Source organism: Streptomyces sp. WY228, assembly GCF_019287315.1.
In the GTDB taxonomy this organism is placed as follows: domain Bacteria; phylum Actinomycetota; class Actinomycetes; order Streptomycetales; family Streptomycetaceae; genus Streptomyces; species Streptomyces caviscabies.
The window spans coordinates 5,618,300-5,635,055 of record NZ_CP079114.1 but is presented as its reverse complement, the minus strand read 5'-3'; the positions used below and the strand labels follow the sequence as shown (position 1 = coordinate 5,635,055).

General features: G+C 69.0%; 11 protein-coding genes. 3 read left to right on the top strand and 8 right to left on the bottom strand.

Going from position 1 to position 16,756, the window contains the following annotated elements:
* Positions 1-135: 135 nt before the first annotated feature.
* The 7 genes from KV381_RS24800 to KV381_RS24770 all read right to left on the bottom strand — a co-directional run bounded on the left by KV381_RS24800 (position 136) and on the right by KV381_RS24770 (position 11,407).
* Positions 136-1,281 carry an ABC transporter ATP-binding protein gene (locus KV381_RS24800; RefSeq protein ID WP_218786319.1) on the bottom strand — a complete coding sequence of 382 codons (1,146 nt, stop codon included), beginning with the start codon at positions 1,279-1,281 and terminating at the stop codon, positions 136-138.
* On the bottom strand, positions 1,274-2,332 hold the full coding sequence (locus KV381_RS24795) for an ABC transporter ATP-binding protein (protein ID WP_086777120.1): 1,059 nt from the start codon (positions 2,330-2,332) through the stop codon (positions 1,274-1,276). The genes KV381_RS24800 and KV381_RS24795 overlap by 8 nt, the downstream gene beginning before the upstream one ends.
* A gap of 11 nt (positions 2,333-2,343) precedes the next feature.
* Positions 2,344-3,300, bottom strand: a complete 957-nt coding sequence (locus tag KV381_RS24790) for an ABC transporter permease (protein WP_086777119.1) — start codon at positions 3,298-3,300, stop codon at positions 2,344-2,346.
* Entirely contained in the window at positions 3,293-4,222 is a 930-nt protein-coding gene (locus KV381_RS24785; RefSeq protein WP_086777118.1) for an ABC transporter permease, read from the bottom strand. Before KV381_RS24785 ends, KV381_RS24790 begins: the two co-directional genes overlap by 8 nt.
* Positions 4,223-4,350: 128 nt before the next feature.
* A complete protein-coding gene (locus KV381_RS24780; protein WP_086777117.1) occupies positions 4,351-5,970 on the bottom strand; it encodes an ABC transporter substrate-binding protein in 1,620 nt (539 codons plus the stop codon).
* 555 nt (positions 5,971-6,525) lie between these two features.
* Positions 6,526-8,400 (bottom strand): translational GTPase TypA, encoded by a 1,875-nt coding sequence (gene typA / locus KV381_RS24775; RefSeq protein WP_086777116.1) that lies wholly within the window; start codon positions 8,398-8,400, stop codon positions 6,526-6,528.
* Positions 8,401-8,950: 550 nt separating this feature from the next.
* Complete coding sequence (locus tag KV381_RS24770; protein ID WP_218786317.1) at positions 8,951-11,407, bottom strand: ABC transporter family substrate-binding protein; 2,457 nt, start codon at positions 11,405-11,407, stop codon at positions 8,951-8,953.
* 374 nt (positions 11,408-11,781) lie between these two features.
* Here KV381_RS24770 and KV381_RS24765 point away from each other — a divergent pair, with 374 nt between their 5' ends.
* Together KV381_RS24765 and KV381_RS24760 are read left to right on the top strand one after the other, a co-directional pair.
* Complete coding sequence (locus KV381_RS24765; protein ID WP_030082804.1) at positions 11,782-12,852, top strand: LacI family DNA-binding transcriptional regulator; 1,071 nt, start codon at positions 11,782-11,784, stop codon at positions 12,850-12,852.
* A 162-nt stretch (positions 12,853-13,014) separates the two neighbouring features.
* Positions 13,015-14,208 carry a PP2C family protein-serine/threonine phosphatase gene (locus KV381_RS24760; protein ID WP_218786314.1) on the top strand — a complete coding sequence of 398 codons (1,194 nt, stop codon included), beginning with the start codon at positions 13,015-13,017 and terminating at the stop codon, positions 14,206-14,208.
* A 27-nt stretch (positions 14,209-14,235) separates the two neighbouring features.
* On the opposite strand, the gene KV381_RS24755 is transcribed toward KV381_RS24760, so the two are convergent.
* A complete protein-coding gene (locus tag KV381_RS24755; RefSeq protein WP_030082800.1) occupies positions 14,236-15,249 on the bottom strand; it encodes an acetylxylan esterase in 1,014 nt (337 codons plus the stop codon).
* Between the two features lie 261 nt (positions 15,250-15,510).
* On the opposite strand from KV381_RS24755, the gene KV381_RS24750 reads away from it, so the two are divergent.
* Positions 15,511-16,755: a sugar ABC transporter substrate-binding protein gene (locus KV381_RS24750; protein WP_030082798.1), complete on the top strand. Its 1,245-nt coding sequence runs from the start codon at positions 15,511-15,513 to the stop codon at positions 16,753-16,755.
* Position 16,756 lies beyond the last annotated feature (1 nt).

Sequence of the window (16,756 nt, the reverse complement as noted above, 5' to 3'; positions counted from 1 at the left end):
ATAACGCCACGTACCGCATGTGGGCTTACCCCGTACGGGCAGGAGCGGGCGCGGACGCGACGATGCCCGGTCCCCCGAGGGGAACCGGGCATCGGCCGGTCAGGAACCGGATACGGTCACGCCGCGTGCGCTTCCTCAGCCGACAAGAACGGACCTCTCCTCTGCGAAGTGGCACGCCGACTCGTGCGAGGCCGGAGTGGCCCCCGACACGAAGCGCTCGGGGATCGCCAGCAGGGGCTCCTCCGTCGCGCAGCGCTCCTCCGCCTTCCAGCACCGGGTGCGGAAGCGGCAGCCCGAGGGCGGGTTCGCCGGTGACGGAACGTCACCGGTGAGGATGATCCGGTCGCGTCCCTCACGGGCCGCCGGGTCGGGGACCGGGACCGCCGACAGCAGCGCCTGGGTGTAGGGGTGCGTCGGGTGGTCGTAGATCTGGGTGTCCGTGCCGATCTCGGCCATCTTGCCGAGGTACATCACGCCGACCCGGTCGGAGATGTGCCGGACGATGGACAGGTCGTGCGCGATGAAGACGTAGGACAGGTTGAACTCGTCCTGGAGCTTCTCCATCAGGTTGATGACCTGGGCCTGCACCGACACGTCGAGCGCGGAGACCGGCTCGTCGCAGATGATGATCTCCGGGTTGAGCGCGAGGCCGCGGGCGATGCCGATGCGCTGGCGCTGACCGCCGGAGAACTGGTGCGGGTACCGGTTGATGTACTCCGGGTTCAGACCCACGACGTCCAGGAGCTCCTGGACCCGGCGGCGCCGGTCGCCCTTCGGGGCCACCTCGGGGTGGATCTCGAAGGTCTCCCCGATGATGTCGCCGACCGTCATACGCGGGTTCAGCGAGGTGTACGGGTCCTGGAACACCATCTGAATGTTGCGGCGCACCGCCTTCAACGCCCGGCCGGACAGCTTGGTGATGTCCTGGCCCTTGTAGAAGACCTCGCCGGCGGTGGCCCGCTCCAGCGTCATCAGAAGCCGAGCGACGGTGGACTTGCCACAGCCGGACTCCCCGACGATGCCCAGGGTCTCACCGGCGTACAGGTCGAAGGAGATCCCGTCGACGGCCTTGACCGCGCCGATCTGCTTCTTGAAGAGGATGCCCTGCGTCAGCGGGAAGTGCTTGACGAGGTTGCGCACCTGGAGGATCGGCTCGCCCTGGCTGACGGGCGCGTCGATGGCGGCTACGGCCTCCGCCTCGGTCGCCGCGTCCACGGTCTCCACGTCGGAGACGTTCGGGGTGGCGTCCACGGGCCCCTGCTCCTTCTTGAGCTCAGCCATGGATCGTCTCCTTCCAGAAGTGGCACGCGCTGCCGCGGCCGACCAGCTCGAGACCGTCCCGCTCGGTCACCGGGGCGAGCGGCGGGATGTCCGTACGGCAGATGTCCTGTGCCTTGGGGCAGCGCGGGCTGAAGGCACAGCCCGCGGGGATACGCGTGAGGTTGGGCGGCAGGCCCTTGATCGCGTAGAGCTCCTGGCCCTTCTGGTCCAGGCGCGGGATCGAGTCCAGCAGACCCTTGGTGTACGGGTGGGCCGGGCGGCTGTACAGCTCGCCGACCGGGGCCGTCTCCACGATCCGGCCCGCGTACATCACGGCGATCTTGTCCGCGACGTCGGCGACGACGCCGAGGTCGTGGGTGATCAGGATCAGACCCATGTTGTACTCACGCTGCAGCTCGGCCAGCAGGTCCATGACCTGGGCCTGCACCGTCACGTCGAGCGCGGTGGTCGGCTCGTCCGCGATGATCAGGTCCGGCTCCAGGGCCAGCGCCATGGCGATCATGATGCGCTGGCGCATACCGCCGGAGAACTGGTGCGGGAAGTCCGAGATACGGGCCGCCGCCGCCGGGATCTTGACCTGGTCCATCAGCTCGATGGACTTGGCCTTGGCCGCCTTCTTGGACAGGCCCTGGTGCACCCGGAACATCTCGCCCAGCTGGTAGCCGACGGAGAGGACCGGGTTCAGCGAGGACAGCGCGTCCTGGAAGATCATCGCGATCTTGCGGCCGCGGATCTTCCGGCGCTCCTCGTTGGACATCTTCAGCATGTCCTGGCCGCGGAAGAGGATCTCGCCCTGTGTGATCTTCCCGGGCGGCATGTCGAGGATGCCCATGATGGTCTGCGCGGTCACGGACTTGCCGGAACCGGACTCGCCGAGCACCGCGAGCGTCTCGCCGGCGCTGACGGTGTAGTTCACACCGTTGACCGCCTTGGCCACACCGTCGCGGGTGTGGAACTCCACGTGCAGGTCACGGACGTCGAGCAGTGGACCGTCGCCACTCACGGACTCCCGCGGTGCGGGGACGTGAGCCGTCTTGTCGATGGTGGTCACGAACGCCTCCCTCAGCGCATCTTGGGGTCGAGGGCGTTGCGGACCGCATCGCCGAACATCAGGAAGGACAGCACCGTGACCGAAACCATCACCGAGGGGATGATCAGGACGTACGGAGCGTTGCGCAACTGGGCCGACGCGGCGGAGACATCGATGCCCCACGAGACCGTCGGCTCGGCGAGGCCGATGCCGAGGAACGACAGGGTGGCCTCGGCGGCGATGTAGCCGCCGAGCGCGATGGTGGCGACCACGATGACCGGAGCGATGGCGTTCGGCAGGATGTGCCGCGTCAGGATCCGGAAGGTGGAGGCGCCGAGCGCCTTGGCGGCGACCACGTAGTCGGCCTGCTTGATCGTGATGACCGAGCCACGGGCGACACGGGCGATCGAGGTCCAGCCGAGGAAGGCCAGCGACAGGATCACGACCCACACCGAGCGCTGCTCGAAGGTGGTCAGGATGACCATGGCGCCGACGATGAAGGGGACACCGAAGAAGATGTCGGTGACACGGGACAGGATCGTGTCGATCCAGCCGCCGAAGTAGCCGGCGATCATACCGATCGTCAGTCCGGTGATCGTGACCGCGATGGTCACGACGACGCCGACCGTGATGGAGGCGCGTGCTCCATGGACGACACGCGCGTAGATGGAGCGTCCCTGGCCGTCGTACCCGAGCCAGTCGGGGGCGAAGAAGTGGCCCCAGTTCGGGTGCTGGAGGTAGTGCTCGGCCAGGTTGGCGTCCCGCGGCGAGGCACTGGTGAACAGGCCCGGGAAGATCGCCATGACGACGAGCAGCAGGATCAGCACCATCGAGACGAGGAAGAGCGGGTTGCGGCGCAGGTCGTGCCAGGCATCAGACCAGAGGCTGCGCGGCTTGCCGGGCGCGGGGCCGGCGTCGGTCGCGGCGGGCGTCTGAGGCTCGGCGGCCGGAGCGTCGGTGCTCTTGGAGAGTGCGGTGGTGTCAGGCATACCGGATCCTCGGGTCCAGGACCGCGTAGAGCAGGTCGACGAGCAGGCTGCAGATGAGGTAGACGACGACGAGCAGCGTCACGACGCCGACGACGGTGGCACCTTCACGCTTCTTGAGAGCTTCGAAGACCAGGCTCCCGACGCCCTTGATGTTGAAGATGCCCTCGGTCACGATCGCGCCGCCCATGAGAGCGCCGATGTCGGTGCCGAGGAACGTGACGACCGGAATGAGCGAGTTGCGCATCAGGTGGACGCCGATGATCCGACGGCGCGGCAGGCCCTTGGCGACAGCCGTACGCATGTAGTCGGCGCGCAGGTTCTCGGCGACCGAGGTACGGGTGAGGCGGGCCACGTAGGCGAGCGACAGCGAAGCCAGCACGATGGCCGGCATGATCAGCTCGGTGTTGGTCGGCTCAAGACTCACGTTCGGCTTGGCGATGCCGAGCTGGAACGCGAAGAAGTACTGCACGAGGAAGCCCAGCACGAAGGACGGCATGGAGATCAGCACCAGCGTCAGACCGAGCAGACCGCGGTCCCGGAGGGACTCGGCCTTCAGGCCCGCGACGATACCGAGCGAGATCCCGGCGACGACCGTGAAGACGAAGGCGAAGATCGCCAGTCTGACGGTGATCGGGTAGGCCTCGGAAATGACCTCGGCGACCGGACGCTGCGTTCCGATCTGCAAACCGAGGTCGCCCTGGAACAGATTGCCCAGGTACTTCAAATACTGCTGCCAGATCGGCTGGTCCAGGCCGAGACTCGCCTTCATCGACGCGATCTGCGCAGGGTCTGCGTGCTGTTCACCGGCAAGTGCTCTGACGGGGTCGCCGGGCAGTGCGTACATCATCAGGAAGACCAGCAGGGTCGACCCGAGGAAGACCGGGATCATCTGGAGCAGTCGTCGTGCGACATAGCGCCCCATGGGTGCCTCCGTGTGGGGATAACTGCGGCGCGGGGGCCGCCTCTTGGCAGAGACGACCCCCGCGCCTCCGGCCGTGCTGAGGGGCAGCACGGGCGGATGACGGCCAGTTGGGGAATGACCCGCAGGCGTTACTTGGTGGTGACGCCGGTCAGTTCGAGGTCACCGTGGAAGTCGACCTTGACGTTGTCGACGTTCTTGCCGTGGCCGCCGTTGATGGCGTAGTACCAGAGCGGGATGGCGGGCATCTTGTCCACCAGGGCCTTCTCGACCTCCTGGTAGGCGGCGACGGAGGCCTCGAGCGAGTCCGCCTTGTCACCCTTCGCCATCAGCTCGTCGATCTCCTTGTCGGCGAACCGACCGTTGTTCGACTCCGCCTTGGAGTGGTAGAGCTCCTTGAGGAAGTTCACGTTGACGGGGTAGTCGGCCACCCAGCCACCGCGGTAGAAGCCCTTGACCTCGTTGTTGTCACGCGCTTCGAGGTCGGTCGGGAAGTCCGGCTTGGCGTCGCCGACGCAGTCGACCCCGGTGGAGTTACGGATGGACTCGCAGACCGCGGTCACCCACTCCTTGTGCCCACCGTCGGCGTTGTACTGGATCGAGATCTTGTTCTCCGGAACACCGCCGCCCTCCTTGATGAGCTCCTTGGCCTTGGCCGGGTTGAACTTCAGGATGTCGGAGTCGAGCGTCTGGTTGCCCTTGACCTGCGGGGGCGTGAAGCTCGTCGCCGGGGTGCGGGTGCCGTTCAGGACGGTCTTCGTGATGGTCTCACGGTCGATCGCCATGGACAGACCCTGGAGAACCTTGGGGTCGATGTCCTTGAACGTCTTCGAGTAGAACGCCGGGTTCAGCGACTGGATCGCGGCGTAGGGCTGCTCGATCGCACCGTCACCGAGGTCCGTCTTGTACTTCGGGAGGTCACGCGGGCCGACCTGACGGATCATGTCCAGGTTGCCGGAGATGACGTCCGCGTAGGCCGCCTCGACGGTCGAGTAGTTCTTGAACTGGATGCCCTTGTTGGCAGCCTTGTTCGGACCCTGGTACTCGGGCCAGGCCTTGACCTGGATGAGCTTCTTGTGGGTCCACTTCTCGAACGTGTACGGGCCGTTGCCGATCGGCTTCTGGCCGAACGCCTTCGGGTCGTCGTAGAAGACCTTGGGCAGCGGCGCGAACGTCGCGTAGCCAAGCTTGTAGTTGAAGTACGGGACCTTGTTGGCCAGCTCGATCGTGAACGTGGTGTCGTCCACGGCCTTCAGACCGGACATCTCCTTGGACTTGGGCGCACCCTTCTCGGGGTGGACGTCCTCGTAACCCTTGATGTCGGAGAACCAGAACGCGTTCTGCTGCTTGTTCTCGACGTTGGCGTACCAGTTCCACGCGTCGATGTACGACTGCGCGGTCACGGCCTCACCGTTGTGGAACTTCCAGCCCGCCTTGAGCTTGACGGTCCACGTCTTGGAGTCCTCGGTCTCGACGGACTCGGCGTTCGTGAGAACGATCTCGCCCTTGTCGTCGAAGTCCAGCAGCTGGGTGAACAGCGACTGGATGACGTAGGAGCCGTTGCTCTCGTTGGTGTCGGCCGGCATCAGAGGCTTCTGGGGCTCACCGACGTCGATCGAGACGTACCCGGCGGGCTGGCCCGACGTGTTCTTCTTGCCTCCGTCACCACTGTCGCTACCGCCACAGGCAGTCGCGGCCAGGGCGATGACGGCCGCTCCCGCGACCCACTTGGCGCTCTTGGCACCGCGCATGGGTTTCCTCCTCATGAGTCCACTTTTGACTACAAGAAGGGCACTGGAGAGATTCACCGACACCCCTGACGGTGATCGTTCAGTGCCCCGAGTGTGCTCGTGAGTCGGCACTCCCCACAGTGCGTGACCCATTGACCCGAGCTCAATGGAGCCAACTATTGAGTACGGCCGGGCTGTAAACCACACTTAAAGGGTCTCGGTTTGACAACATCAGACCCTCTCGTGTGCCCGAAATCCGGACAAAGCGATCCCAGACAGACACGCCCGAAACGGACTGTTAACACATGTTCCGGAGAGCGACCCCCGATATCCGGACACCACGGTCAGGAAAAGCGATTGACGAAGGCCCGGCCCACCACAGTGTCCGTGGTGGGCCGGGCCTCCTGTCAATGCCTGTGCTGACGGGCCGTCCGACGAGTCCGCAGAGGTCGCCGCGGGCCTTCGCATACGGAGCGTACGGCTCCGGGGCTCCTGGACGTGCGAGGGCGCAGACAGGACCGCCCGGAAGCCCACAGGGGCGTCCGGGCGGTCCTCAGGGCCTGTTGAGGCCGGGGATCAGCCGTTCTTGGCGCGCGAGGCCGTGCGGCCGCGCTGCTTGGCGTCCAGGACGACCTTGCGGATACGCACGGTCTCCGGGGTCACCTCGATGCACTCGTCCTCGCGGCAGAACTCCAGGGACTGCTCCAGCGACAGCTTGCGGGCCGGGACCACGTTCTCCGTGGTGTCCGCGGAGGCCGCACGCATGTTGGTGAGCTTCTTCTCCTTGGTGATGTTCACGTCCATGTCGTCGGCGCGGGAGTTCTCGCCGATGATCATGCCTTCGTAGACCTCGGTGCCGGCCTCGGTGAAGATGACACCGCGCTCCTGGAGGTTGACCATCGCGAACGGCGTCACGGAGCCCGAACGGTCCGCCACCAGCGAGCCGTTGTGACGGGTGCGCAGCTCGCCGAACCACGGCTCGTGGCCCTCGAAGATGGAGTGCGCGATGCCGGTGCCGCGGGTCTGGGTCAGGAACTCCGTACGGAAGCCGATGAGGCCGCGGGACGGCACGATCCACTCCATGCGGACCCAGCCGGAGCCGTGGTTCGTCATGGTCTCCATGCGGCCCTTGCGGGTCGCCATGAGCTGGGTGATGGCGCCGAGGTGCTCCTCGGGCGAGTCGATCGTCATGCGCTCGATCGGCTCGTGGGTCTTGCCGTCGATCTGCTTGGTGACGACCTCGGGCTTGCCGACGGTCAGCTCGAAGCCCTCGCGGCGCATCTGCTCGACCAGGATGGCGAGCGCGAGCTCACCGCGGCCCTGGACCTCCCAGGCGTCGGGGCGCTCGGTGTCCAGGACGCGGAGCGAGACGTTACCGATCAGCTCACGGTCCAGGCGGTCCTTCACCTGGCGGGCGGTGACCTTGTGGCCCTTGCCGCCCTTGCCGACGAGCGGCGAGGTGTTGGTGCCGATGGTCATCGAGATGGCCGGCTCGTCGACCGTGATCAGCGGGAGCGCGATCGGGTTCTCGGGGTCGGCCAGGGTCTCGCCGATCATGATGTCCGGGAATCCGGCGACGGCGCAGATGTCACCGGGGCCCGCCACCTCGGCCGGCTTGCGGGTGAGCGCCTCGGTCATCAGGAGCTCGGTGACGCGGACGTTGGACATCGTGCCGTCACGCTTGATCCAGGTGACGGTCTGGCCCTTGCGCAGCTCGCCCTGCTCGACGCGGCAGAGCGCGATACGGCCGAGGAAGTTGTCGGCGTCCAGGTTGGTGACGTGGGCCTGGAGCGGCGCGTCCGCGTCGAACTCGGGGGCCGGGACGTGCGCCAGGATGGTGTTGAAGAACGGCTCCAGGCTGTCGCTGTCCTGCGGGACGGTGCCGTCCTCGGGCTTGGTCAGCGAGGCGACGCCGTCACGGGCGCAGGCGTAGACGATCGGGAACTCGATCTGGTCCTCGTCCGCGTCCAGGTCCAGGAACAGGTCGTACGTCTCGTCGACGACCTCGGCGATCCGGGAGTCGGGGCGGTCCGTCTTGTTGATGCAGAGGATGACCGGCATCTTCGCGGCCAGCGCCTTGCGCAGCACGAAGCGGGTCTGGGGCAGCGGGCCCTCGGAGGCGTCGACGAGCAGCACGACCGCGTCCACCATCGACAGACCGCGCTCGACCTCGCCGCCGAAGTCGGCGTGGCCGGGGGTGTCGATGATGTTGATCGTGATCGGGTCCCCGCCGTCCTTGGGGTGGTACTTCACCGCCGTGTTCTTGGCGAGGATCGTGATGCCCTTCTCACGCTCCAGGTCGTTCGAGTCCATCATGCGGTCGTCGAGGTGCTCGGCGGCGTGGGCGGCGAACGCTCCGGCCTGCTTGAGCATGGCGTCGACCAGCGTGGTCTTGCCGTGGTCGACGTGGGCGACGATGGCTACGTTACGGATGTCGTGGCGCGTGGGCATGGGTGGCTTGCGCTTCTCTCGGATCGTGGGATCAGGCGTCTCAGTCGGTCTTCGAGTCCTCGTACGCCCGCCGGGCGGCACGCCACGGCTCGTCCCATCGTACGGGCCCCGGGCCCACCGGGCTTCCCGGACGGATCCGCAGAGGCGGTCTTCCCGTGTGATTCAGGCGATATTCAGCCGGTGTCAGGGGCCTGGCTCCGTGCCGGGCCGGATCAGGGAGCGGGGTCCGGCGCGTGCAGCTGCAAGGCGGAGGAGGGAGTCATGGCGGAGCCATGACGACCGACGACAACGCCGCAGATGTGCGTGCCGGGGCACGCGAGCCCGGCCCGGCACGGAGCCAGGCCCTTGGGTACTGCCGGGCCATCGACGTGGCCGGAATGGGGGCAGAGCTGCGGCGGGACCGCGGTCGGGCTGTGTGGGGGGTGAGGAGCGGTGAAGCGATGAACGGCCCGGGTCAGGGCAGACACCACACTGCCCGCCGGGGGAACCGGCGGGCAAGGGTTTTGAGGTGCATCTGAGCTTGGCGGTGGGAGGGTGTGGTATTTACCCGCTACTTCTTGCGGTCTGCGGGGGAACCTGCCGCTTGCCGGTTCTTGAACCCGATGTCCTGGTACCGGGGGGCCGCGAAACCGAACGCCCCGACGTTCGCGAGCTTCTTGTCGACCGCGACGAGCTGCGGACGCTGGAAGAGCGGAATCGATCCGGCGGCGGCCCAGATCCGGGCGTCCGCCTGCTTCATCAGCTCGCGTGCGGCCTTCTCGTCCAGCTCGGCGGCCGCCTGGTCGAAGAGCTGGTCGATGTGGTCGGTGCCGACCCGGGTGTAATTCTGCTCCACGAGGAGCGACCCGTCGGTGGCGGGCTCCGGCTTGGCGTAGATCGGACGCCCGTCGGTGGCCGGGTAGGCGGTGGCGGGCCAGGAGTAGAGCGCCAGGTCGTACTCGCCGGAGGCGATGTGGTCCTTGAAGTAGCTCTCGTCGGGCACCTTGGTGATCTCCGTGCCGATGCCGATCTTCTCCAGCATCGCCGCGATCTTGTCGCCGACGCTGCGCAGCGACTGGGATCCGGGCCCGGAGGGGAGCACGAAGCGCAGGGTCAGCGTCTTGCCGTCCTTGCCGAGCTGCCCCTTGGCCGCGGCGGGCGCCGGGGCGGCGGTGCCGACGGGGGCGTACGCTCCGGCGGCTCCGCCGGGCTGCTTGTCCTGCGCGGCCACGGTGCCGTCCTCGCCGACCACTCCGGCCTGGCGGAGCAGGGCCGCGCTCTGGGCGGCGGCCGTCCGGGCGGGGGCGATGACGTGGAGGCCCGAGGCGCCGCTCGCGGAGGCGTGGGCGGGGGCCTGGGCGCCGGGCTTGTTGTCCTCGCCGACGATGTAGAGGCCCTCGTCGCGGGAGGCGGCGCTGTCCTCGGAGGCGCGCCCGGCCTTCTTGTCGCCCTTCTCGTCCTCGGCTTCCTCGTCGGCCTTCTCCTCCTTGCTCTCCTTCTCGCTCTTCTCGGTCTTCGCGTCCTTGTCCTCGTCCTTCTTCGCGTCCTCGGCGGTCCCCTTCTCCGCCTCGGCGCCTTCCTTCGTGTCCTTGTCCTCCTTCGCGTCCTTGTCGCCCTTCTTCTCCGCCTCGCTGCCCGCCTTGGTGTCCTTCGGGAGCTGGGCAGCGCCGCCCCGGGTCCAGCCGGCGTCCGCCAGGAGGGCCTGGGCCTCCTTGGTGTTCTGGTCGCCGAGCGCCCCGCTGCCGTCCTTGTAGCCGGGCTGGCCCGCGAGGGCGAGGTGGCTGCCGAGCGGCTTCGCCGGAAGGCCGAGCGGCCCCAGCACCGTCTGGGCCAGCTCCTGGCGGTCCAGGGCGCGGGCCACCGCCCGGCGGACCCGGTCGTCGGCGAGCGGGCCGGACTCGCCGTTCAGCGCGAGCTGGGTGTAGGCGGGCTCCAGGGACTTGCGGACGGCGAAGTCGCGCAGCGCCTTCTGCTCGGTGGCGTACGCGACGACGGCCTTGCGGTTCTTCTCGCGGGCGGCCTGCGCGATCTCGGCGGCCTCCTCGTCGGAACCGTGCGCCAGGGCCCAGGAGCGCAGGGCCGCGGCGGGCGTGATCTCGGAGCCCGGGCCGTGGGCGGGCTGCTGGCCGTTGTTGCCCCGGTCGCGGCGGGCGAGGGTGATGCGGTCGGCGGTGGCCGCGTCGATGTCGGCGACGTCCACCGTGCCGTCGGCGAGGGCCTGGGTACGGTCCTTGGCGGCGACCGCCCGGAAGACGAGGGTGTCCAGCTTGGCCTTGTCGCCCCACCAGCGCGGGTTGCGGGCCAGCGTGACGGTGCCCTTGGACGTGCTGACGCTGCGCAGGACGAAGGGCCCGGCGGTGTTCTTGAGGGTGGTGCGCGCGCCGTCGTTGAAGGTGTCCGGCGAGCCGGTGATCTCCTTCGGGTAGAGCGGCGAGAACAGCGAGCGCCAGTCCGCGTAGGGCTTGGAGAACGTGACCCGCACCTGGAGGTCGTCCGCGCCCCGCTCGATCTTCTCGATCCGCTCGTAGCCGGAGTTGCGGGCGGTCCAGAACGCGGAGTCCTTGCCGCTGAGCGCCCGCCACTGGGCGACGAAGTCGGGGGCCCCGATCTCGCGACCGTCACTCCAGACCGCCTGCTGGTTGAGCTTGTAGAGCACGACCTGCTTCGGCTCGCGCTCGATGACCTTCGCGGACTCCAGGTAGTCCGGGTTGAGCTTCGGCTGCCCCGACTTGTCCATCGGGAAGAGGGTCGGGAGCAGGGCTCCGGTGATCCGGGTGGTGGCGCTGTCCGCGTCCGCCTGGAAGGCGTTGAAGGTGGCGGGCAGCGCGTCGACCGCCCAGTTCACCGTCGAACCGTCGGCGACCGTCTCGCGGGCGGCGGGGGCGATGTCCTGGGGCACGCCCCGGGAGGTCTCCTCGCCGCCGGAGCTGCAGCCCGCCAGCACCGGGATCGTGAGCACCCCGGTCGTGAGGAGCGCGAGCGATCGGCGCTTTCGGACCGTCCCGCGCGGGACGCCGACGTGGGACATGGCTGTTACCTCCGGGGCCGGCCCGGACCACCCCGTACCGGAATGGACCGGATAGTGCGTATGTGGTGGCATTTGCAGTTGATCACACTGATTCCTTCCGCCCACTGAAAACGCCCCTGCGCGCGAGGGGGCGTCGACACGGCGGACGGGAGGGGCAAGCTCACCCGCCCGGAGGAACGTTTCGCTCGCCCCCGGCTCACTCCCGGCCCACCCCCGGCTCACTCCCCGGCCGCGACCGCGCGTGAGCGGACGTGAGCCCCGGCACGCCGGAACGGACCGCCTTGCTCCTCCCGCGCCCCAGGATTTAGGGTGAATGCGCTTTCACGAGCCTCGTGATCGCCTCGCGGAAGAAAAGCGGACGGACGGTCGGTCGAGTGAGCGCCCCCACGGTGTACGACGTCGCCGAGCGGTCGGGCGTCTCCATTGCCACGGTCTCCCGGGTCTACCGGAACCCCGATTCCGTACGCGTCCAGACCCGCGAGAAGGTCATGGAGGCCGCCCGTGAGCTGGGGTACGTGCCGAGCGGCAGCGCCCGGGGCCTGGCCAGCCGGACGACCGGTGTGCTCGGGCTGTGCTTCCCGGACTTCGCGGACCAGGACGCCGAGACCGCGGCGGCCGCGAGCGACGCGGACGACGACCAGGCCGTCATGCTCTACTCCGACCAGATCATCCGGGGCATGGAACGGGCGGCCCGGCGGCACGGCTACGCCCTGCTGATCGCGGCCTCGCTGGAGGGCGGGCCGGAGAGCCTGGTGGCCAAGGTCGCGGGGCGGGTCGACGGCTTCGCCGTACTGGCCCGGACCGTGCCGACCGAGGACCTGGAAGTGATATCGCGCCGGCTGCCCGTGGTGATGCTCGCCGGGCCGCGCGAGATCGACCACCTGGATCACATCGTGGTGGCCAACGCGGAGGGCGAGCGCGAACTGACCCGCCATCTGATCGAGGACCACGGGCTGCGCCGGCTGGCGTTCATCGGCGGCGGGGAGGACTCGCCGGACTCCCAGGCCCGGTTCCGGGGCTTCCAGGAGGCCTGCCGGGACGCGGGCCTCCCGGTGCCCTCCCGGCCGGAGCTGCGCGCCGGGATGATGACCCAGGCCGAGGGCGCGCTGGCGGCGGACACCCTGCTGGACCGGTCGGAGGGTACGGGGGTGGAACGGCCGGAGGCGATGCTGTTCGCCAACGACCAGATGGCGGTCGGCGCGCTCCAGGCGCTGGAGCGGCGCGGGGTGCGGGTGCCCGAGGACATCGCCGTGACCGGGTTCGACGGGATCCCGCTGAGCCGGATCGTCCGCCCGCCCCTGACGACCGTCCGGCAGCCGATCCGGCTGCTGGGCGAGCAGGCGGTGGAGCTGCTGGTGCAGCGCCTGGCCGACCCTGGCCGCGCCCCGGTCTCGCTGGAGCTGCCGGTCTCGGTGACCCGGCGGGCCAGCTGCGGCTGCGGCTGAGAAGGGCTCCCGGCGGGGGCGTACGGAGGGCCCATGCCCTGCGGAGCAGTCGGCGACTTCGGGCGCTTCGGGCGCTTTTGTGCGGGTACATAGGCCGCTTTTCTTACACGGGGCGCTGATTCGGGGCTGGGAGGGCACAAGCACTGCCTACCCGAGGAGGCTGTGGTGAGCGACAGGACGGGACTGGCCGCAGTACTGACGGCCGCGAGGAACGCCGCGCCGGTGAATTCGCTCGATGTCGTGGCGCGCGATCTGCGCACCAGGTTCGGCGCGCGGTACGTGTCGTTCCTCTTCGTGGACCTGGTCGGCAGCCGTCTGCTGCGGGTCAACGACATGGAAGGCGCCACGCGCGAGGACCGGACCGAGCAGGTTCCGCTGGCGGGCACCGGCATCTACGACAAGGTGCTGCGTTCCCAGAAGCTGGTGCAGGTGGAACAGGACGGGCAGGGCCAGTGTGTCCTCGCCCCGGTGACCAACCGCGGTGACACCATCGGCGTGCTGGAGCTGTTCCTCGACGCCGTCACCGAGGAGGTGCTGGCACAGGTCGAGGACGCCGCACACGCGCTGGCGTACATCATCGTCACCGACCGCCGCTTCACCGACCTCTACCACTGGGGCAACCGCACCACGCCGGTCAGCCTGGCGGCGGAGATCCAGAGTCAGCTGCTTCCCTCCGCCTCCTCCTGCGACGCGGCGGAGTTCGCCATCGCCGGGGCTCTGGTCCCGGCCGCCGACATCGCCGGGGACACCTACGACTACAGCCTCGACACCAGCGATCTCCATGTGTCGATCACGGACGCCATGGGCCACGACGTCAACGCCTCGCTCATCGCCACCCTCGTGGTGAACGCCTCACGCGGTGCCCGCCGCGCCGGTGCGGATCTCGTCGAACAGGCCCGCCAGATGCATCAGGCCCTGCTCGACCACGGGAACACCACCTTCGCCACCGGGCAGTTGCTGCGGATCGCCCTGGACGGGAGCCACGCCCAGCTCGTCAACGCCGGTCACCCCGCGCCGCTCCGGCTGCGCGACGACTCGGTCGAGGTGATCACTCCGCGGATCGACATGCCCTTCGGCTTCCCGCCGCAGGGTCCGTACGAGGTCCAGGACCTGGACCTACGCCCCGGCGACCGCCTCCTGCTGTACACCGACGGTGCGCAGGAACGCGAATCAGCGTCGGTCGACCTGCCCGAGGTACTGCTCCGGACCGCCGCCGAGCACCCGCGTGAAGCCGTCCGCACCATCGTCACCGCGGTCGCCGACGCCTACGGCGGCCGGCCGCCCAAGGACGACGCCACCGTCCTGTGCCTGGACTGGCACGGCCCCCGGAGCGGGCCCCGCGAGCCGGAGGCCTGAGCCGGCGCCGGGGCTTCAGCCGGTCCCTCAGCCCACCGCCCCCAGCCGCGTCCCGAAGAACCGGGTCCGGTTCGCGTCCAGCTCCGCCGCCTCGGCCGTCATCCCCCGGTACGCGAAGTGCCCCGCCGTCAGCACCTGGAGCTCGCGCTCGCCGGCCAGCGCGTTGTGTACGGCGAACTGCCCCGGCGGCGGCACGGACGGGTCGAACAGGGCGGCCGCGACCAGCGTGGGCAGCGTCAGTCGGGTCGCCGCCGTCGCCGCGTCGAAGTAGCCGAGGACATCGGTGACCTCGCGGTGTGCGCGGTGGTGCGCCCGGACCGCCTCGCCGCTGCCCGCGCAGCGCAGGGTGAGCCGCAGCGGGTGGTTGCCGAAGGTGGGGACCGTGAGCTGGGCCGCGCCGAAGCGGTCGTCCCAGGGCAGCGCGAGGGCCCCGAGCCCGCCGCCGAAGCTCTCGCCGAGGTAGCCGAGGCGGGGCCCGCCCGGACGTCCGGCCCGGGCCAGCTCGGGCACCAGTTCCGTCAGGGCGGAGGCGGCGCACCAGAGGTCGGCCGCGCAGTCGCCGATGACGTAGGTGTCGCGGGAGCCGATGCCGTGCAGGACGTGCTCGGCGGCCAGGTCCGGGATGCCGTCGACCCGGCCCCGCTCCCCCATGCCCCGTACGCACGGCAGGATCGCGGCGGCCCCGGGCAGCGGCGCCGGAAGGTCCCGGCCGGGCTCCTGGCGGCCGCCGTAGCCGTGCCCGACGACGAATCCGTACCGTACGGGCCCCTCGGCGGGCAGCGCGAGCCAGCCGCCGAGCCGGACGCCGCCCACGGAGGTGTACCTCACCCCGTGGATCCGCACGCCGTCGCGCTCCTCCTCCACCGGGCCGAGGACCGGCCGGGGGTCGACCGCACGGGCCCGCGCGTACCGCTCCCGCCAGAACGCGTCGAAGCCGTCGGGGGCGGGCGGGGCCGGGATGTCCAGCAGGGCGTCCGGCGCGTCGTACCCGTAGGCCGGGTCGAACGGGAAGTCGTGGGAGAACGCGACGGATGAGGCCATGCGGCGAGGGTAGACGCCGACCACGCCCCGGCGGGCCGCAGGCCCCCGAGCGACGAATCGGTCACATCGCCTGTTGTTCCACAAACGGCGCGTTTACGGTTCAACAACAAGACGCCGGGATGTCGAGCACGTTGCACGAGTGTGACCCAGCACCCTCTTGCGGATTCCCGAACGACTGGCGCAGAGTGATGTATGCGCTTACAGGCAGCGCATACATAGCGCATAGCGCAGCATCCGGAATGCTCAAGGAGGAGCCCTCCCATGTCCCGCATCGCCAGAACCGCTCCCGCCGGCCTAGCGCTCGCGCTCGCCGTGACCCTTTCCGCCTGCGGCTCCTCCGGCGGCGACGTCGCGGCCGACGAGAAGCAGACGCTCACCGTGTGGGCCATGGGGGCCGAGGGCGAGAAGCTCGCGGACGTGGCCGAGGTCTACGAGAAGGCCAACCCGAACATCACCGTCAAGGTGACCCCGATCGGCTGGGACGTCGCCCACCAGAAGCTCGTCTCGGCAGCGGCGGCGGGCACTCTGCCCGACGTGGCGCAGATGGGCGGGAGCTACATGGGCGAGTTCGCCGAGCTGGGCGTGCTGGAGCCGGTGGACGGCAAGGTCTTCGACAAGAAGGACTTCTTCCCGGCGGGCTGGGAGCAGGGCGAGGTGGACGGCACCGCCTACGGCGTGCCGTGGTACGTCGACACCCGGGTCCTCTACTACCGCACGGACCTGGCCGAGAAGGCGGGCGTCGACAAGGCTCCGGAGAACTGGAAGGAGCTCCAGGACCTGGCAGCCGCGTACCAGAAGAAGGCCGGCACGAAGTGGGGCCTGTCCATCCAGCCCAGCGGCCTGGACACCGTGCAGAACTTCTACTCCTTCCTGTACTCGGCGGGCGGCGAGATCGTCAATGACAAGGGCGAGGCCGTCATCGACAGCCCGGAGGCGGTCAAGGCGCTGAAGGAGTACGGCAGTTACTTCGACAAGGGCCTGTCCAACAAGTCCGTGCAGCCCGGCTACGACGTGGTGAAGGACTTCGGCAACGGCCGGGTCCCGATGTTCTTCGGCGGCCCCTGGCACGTGACGCTGCTCAACGAGGGCCAGCCGCAGATCAAGGGCAAGTGGGCCATCGCCAACGTGCCCGCGGACGCCTCCTCCACCTCCATGGCCGGCGGTTCCTCGCTCGTCGTCTCCAAGGACAGCGAACACAAGGCGGCGGCCACCGAGTTCATCCAGTACCTGACCGACACGAAGGGCCAGTCCGACTGGTACGAGCGGACGAAGGACCTGCCCGCCAACACCTCCGCGTGGGAGTCCGGCGTCCTCGCCGACGACGCCGACCTGCAGATCTTCAAGAAGCAGATGGACACCGCCAAGTCCTCGCCGTCCCTGGCCAACTGGACCGAGATCACCGACAAGGTGGACCAGGCCATCGCCAAGGTGACGCAGGGCAAGGCTTCCGCCGAGGACGCGCTGAAGACGGCGCAGTCCGAGATCGAAGGCCTCGTGAAGCAGTAGC

Excerpts from the sequence above, each read along its gene's own strand:
- KV381_RS24800 (WP_218786319.1), bottom strand. The coding sequence starts at position 1,281 with ATGGCTGAGCTCAAGAAGGAGCAGGGGCCCGTGGACGCCACCCCGAAC.
- KV381_RS24790 (WP_086777119.1), bottom strand. The coding sequence starts at position 3,300 with ATGCCTGACACCACCGCACTCTCCAAGAGCACCGACGCTCCGGCCGCC.
- KV381_RS24785 (WP_086777118.1), bottom strand. The coding sequence starts at position 4,222 with ATGGGGCGCTATGTCGCACGACGACTGCTCCAGATGATCCCGGTCTTC.
- KV381_RS24780 (WP_086777117.1), bottom strand. The coding sequence starts at position 5,970 with ATGCGCGGTGCCAAGAGCGCCAAGTGGGTCGCGGGAGCGGCCGTCATC.
- typA (WP_086777116.1), bottom strand. The coding sequence starts at position 8,400 with ATGCCCACGCGCCACGACATCCGTAACGTAGCCATCGTCGCCCACGTC.
- KV381_RS24770 (WP_218786317.1), bottom strand. The coding sequence starts at position 11,407 with ATGTCCCACGTCGGCGTCCCGCGCGGGACGGTCCGAAAGCGCCGATCG.
- KV381_RS24755 (WP_030082800.1), bottom strand. The coding sequence starts at position 15,249 with ATGGCCTCATCCGTCGCGTTCTCCCACGACTTCCCGTTCGACCCGGCC.
- KV381_RS24750 (WP_030082798.1), top strand. The coding sequence starts at position 15,511 with ATGTCCCGCATCGCCAGAACCGCTCCCGCCGGCCTAGCGCTCGCGCTC.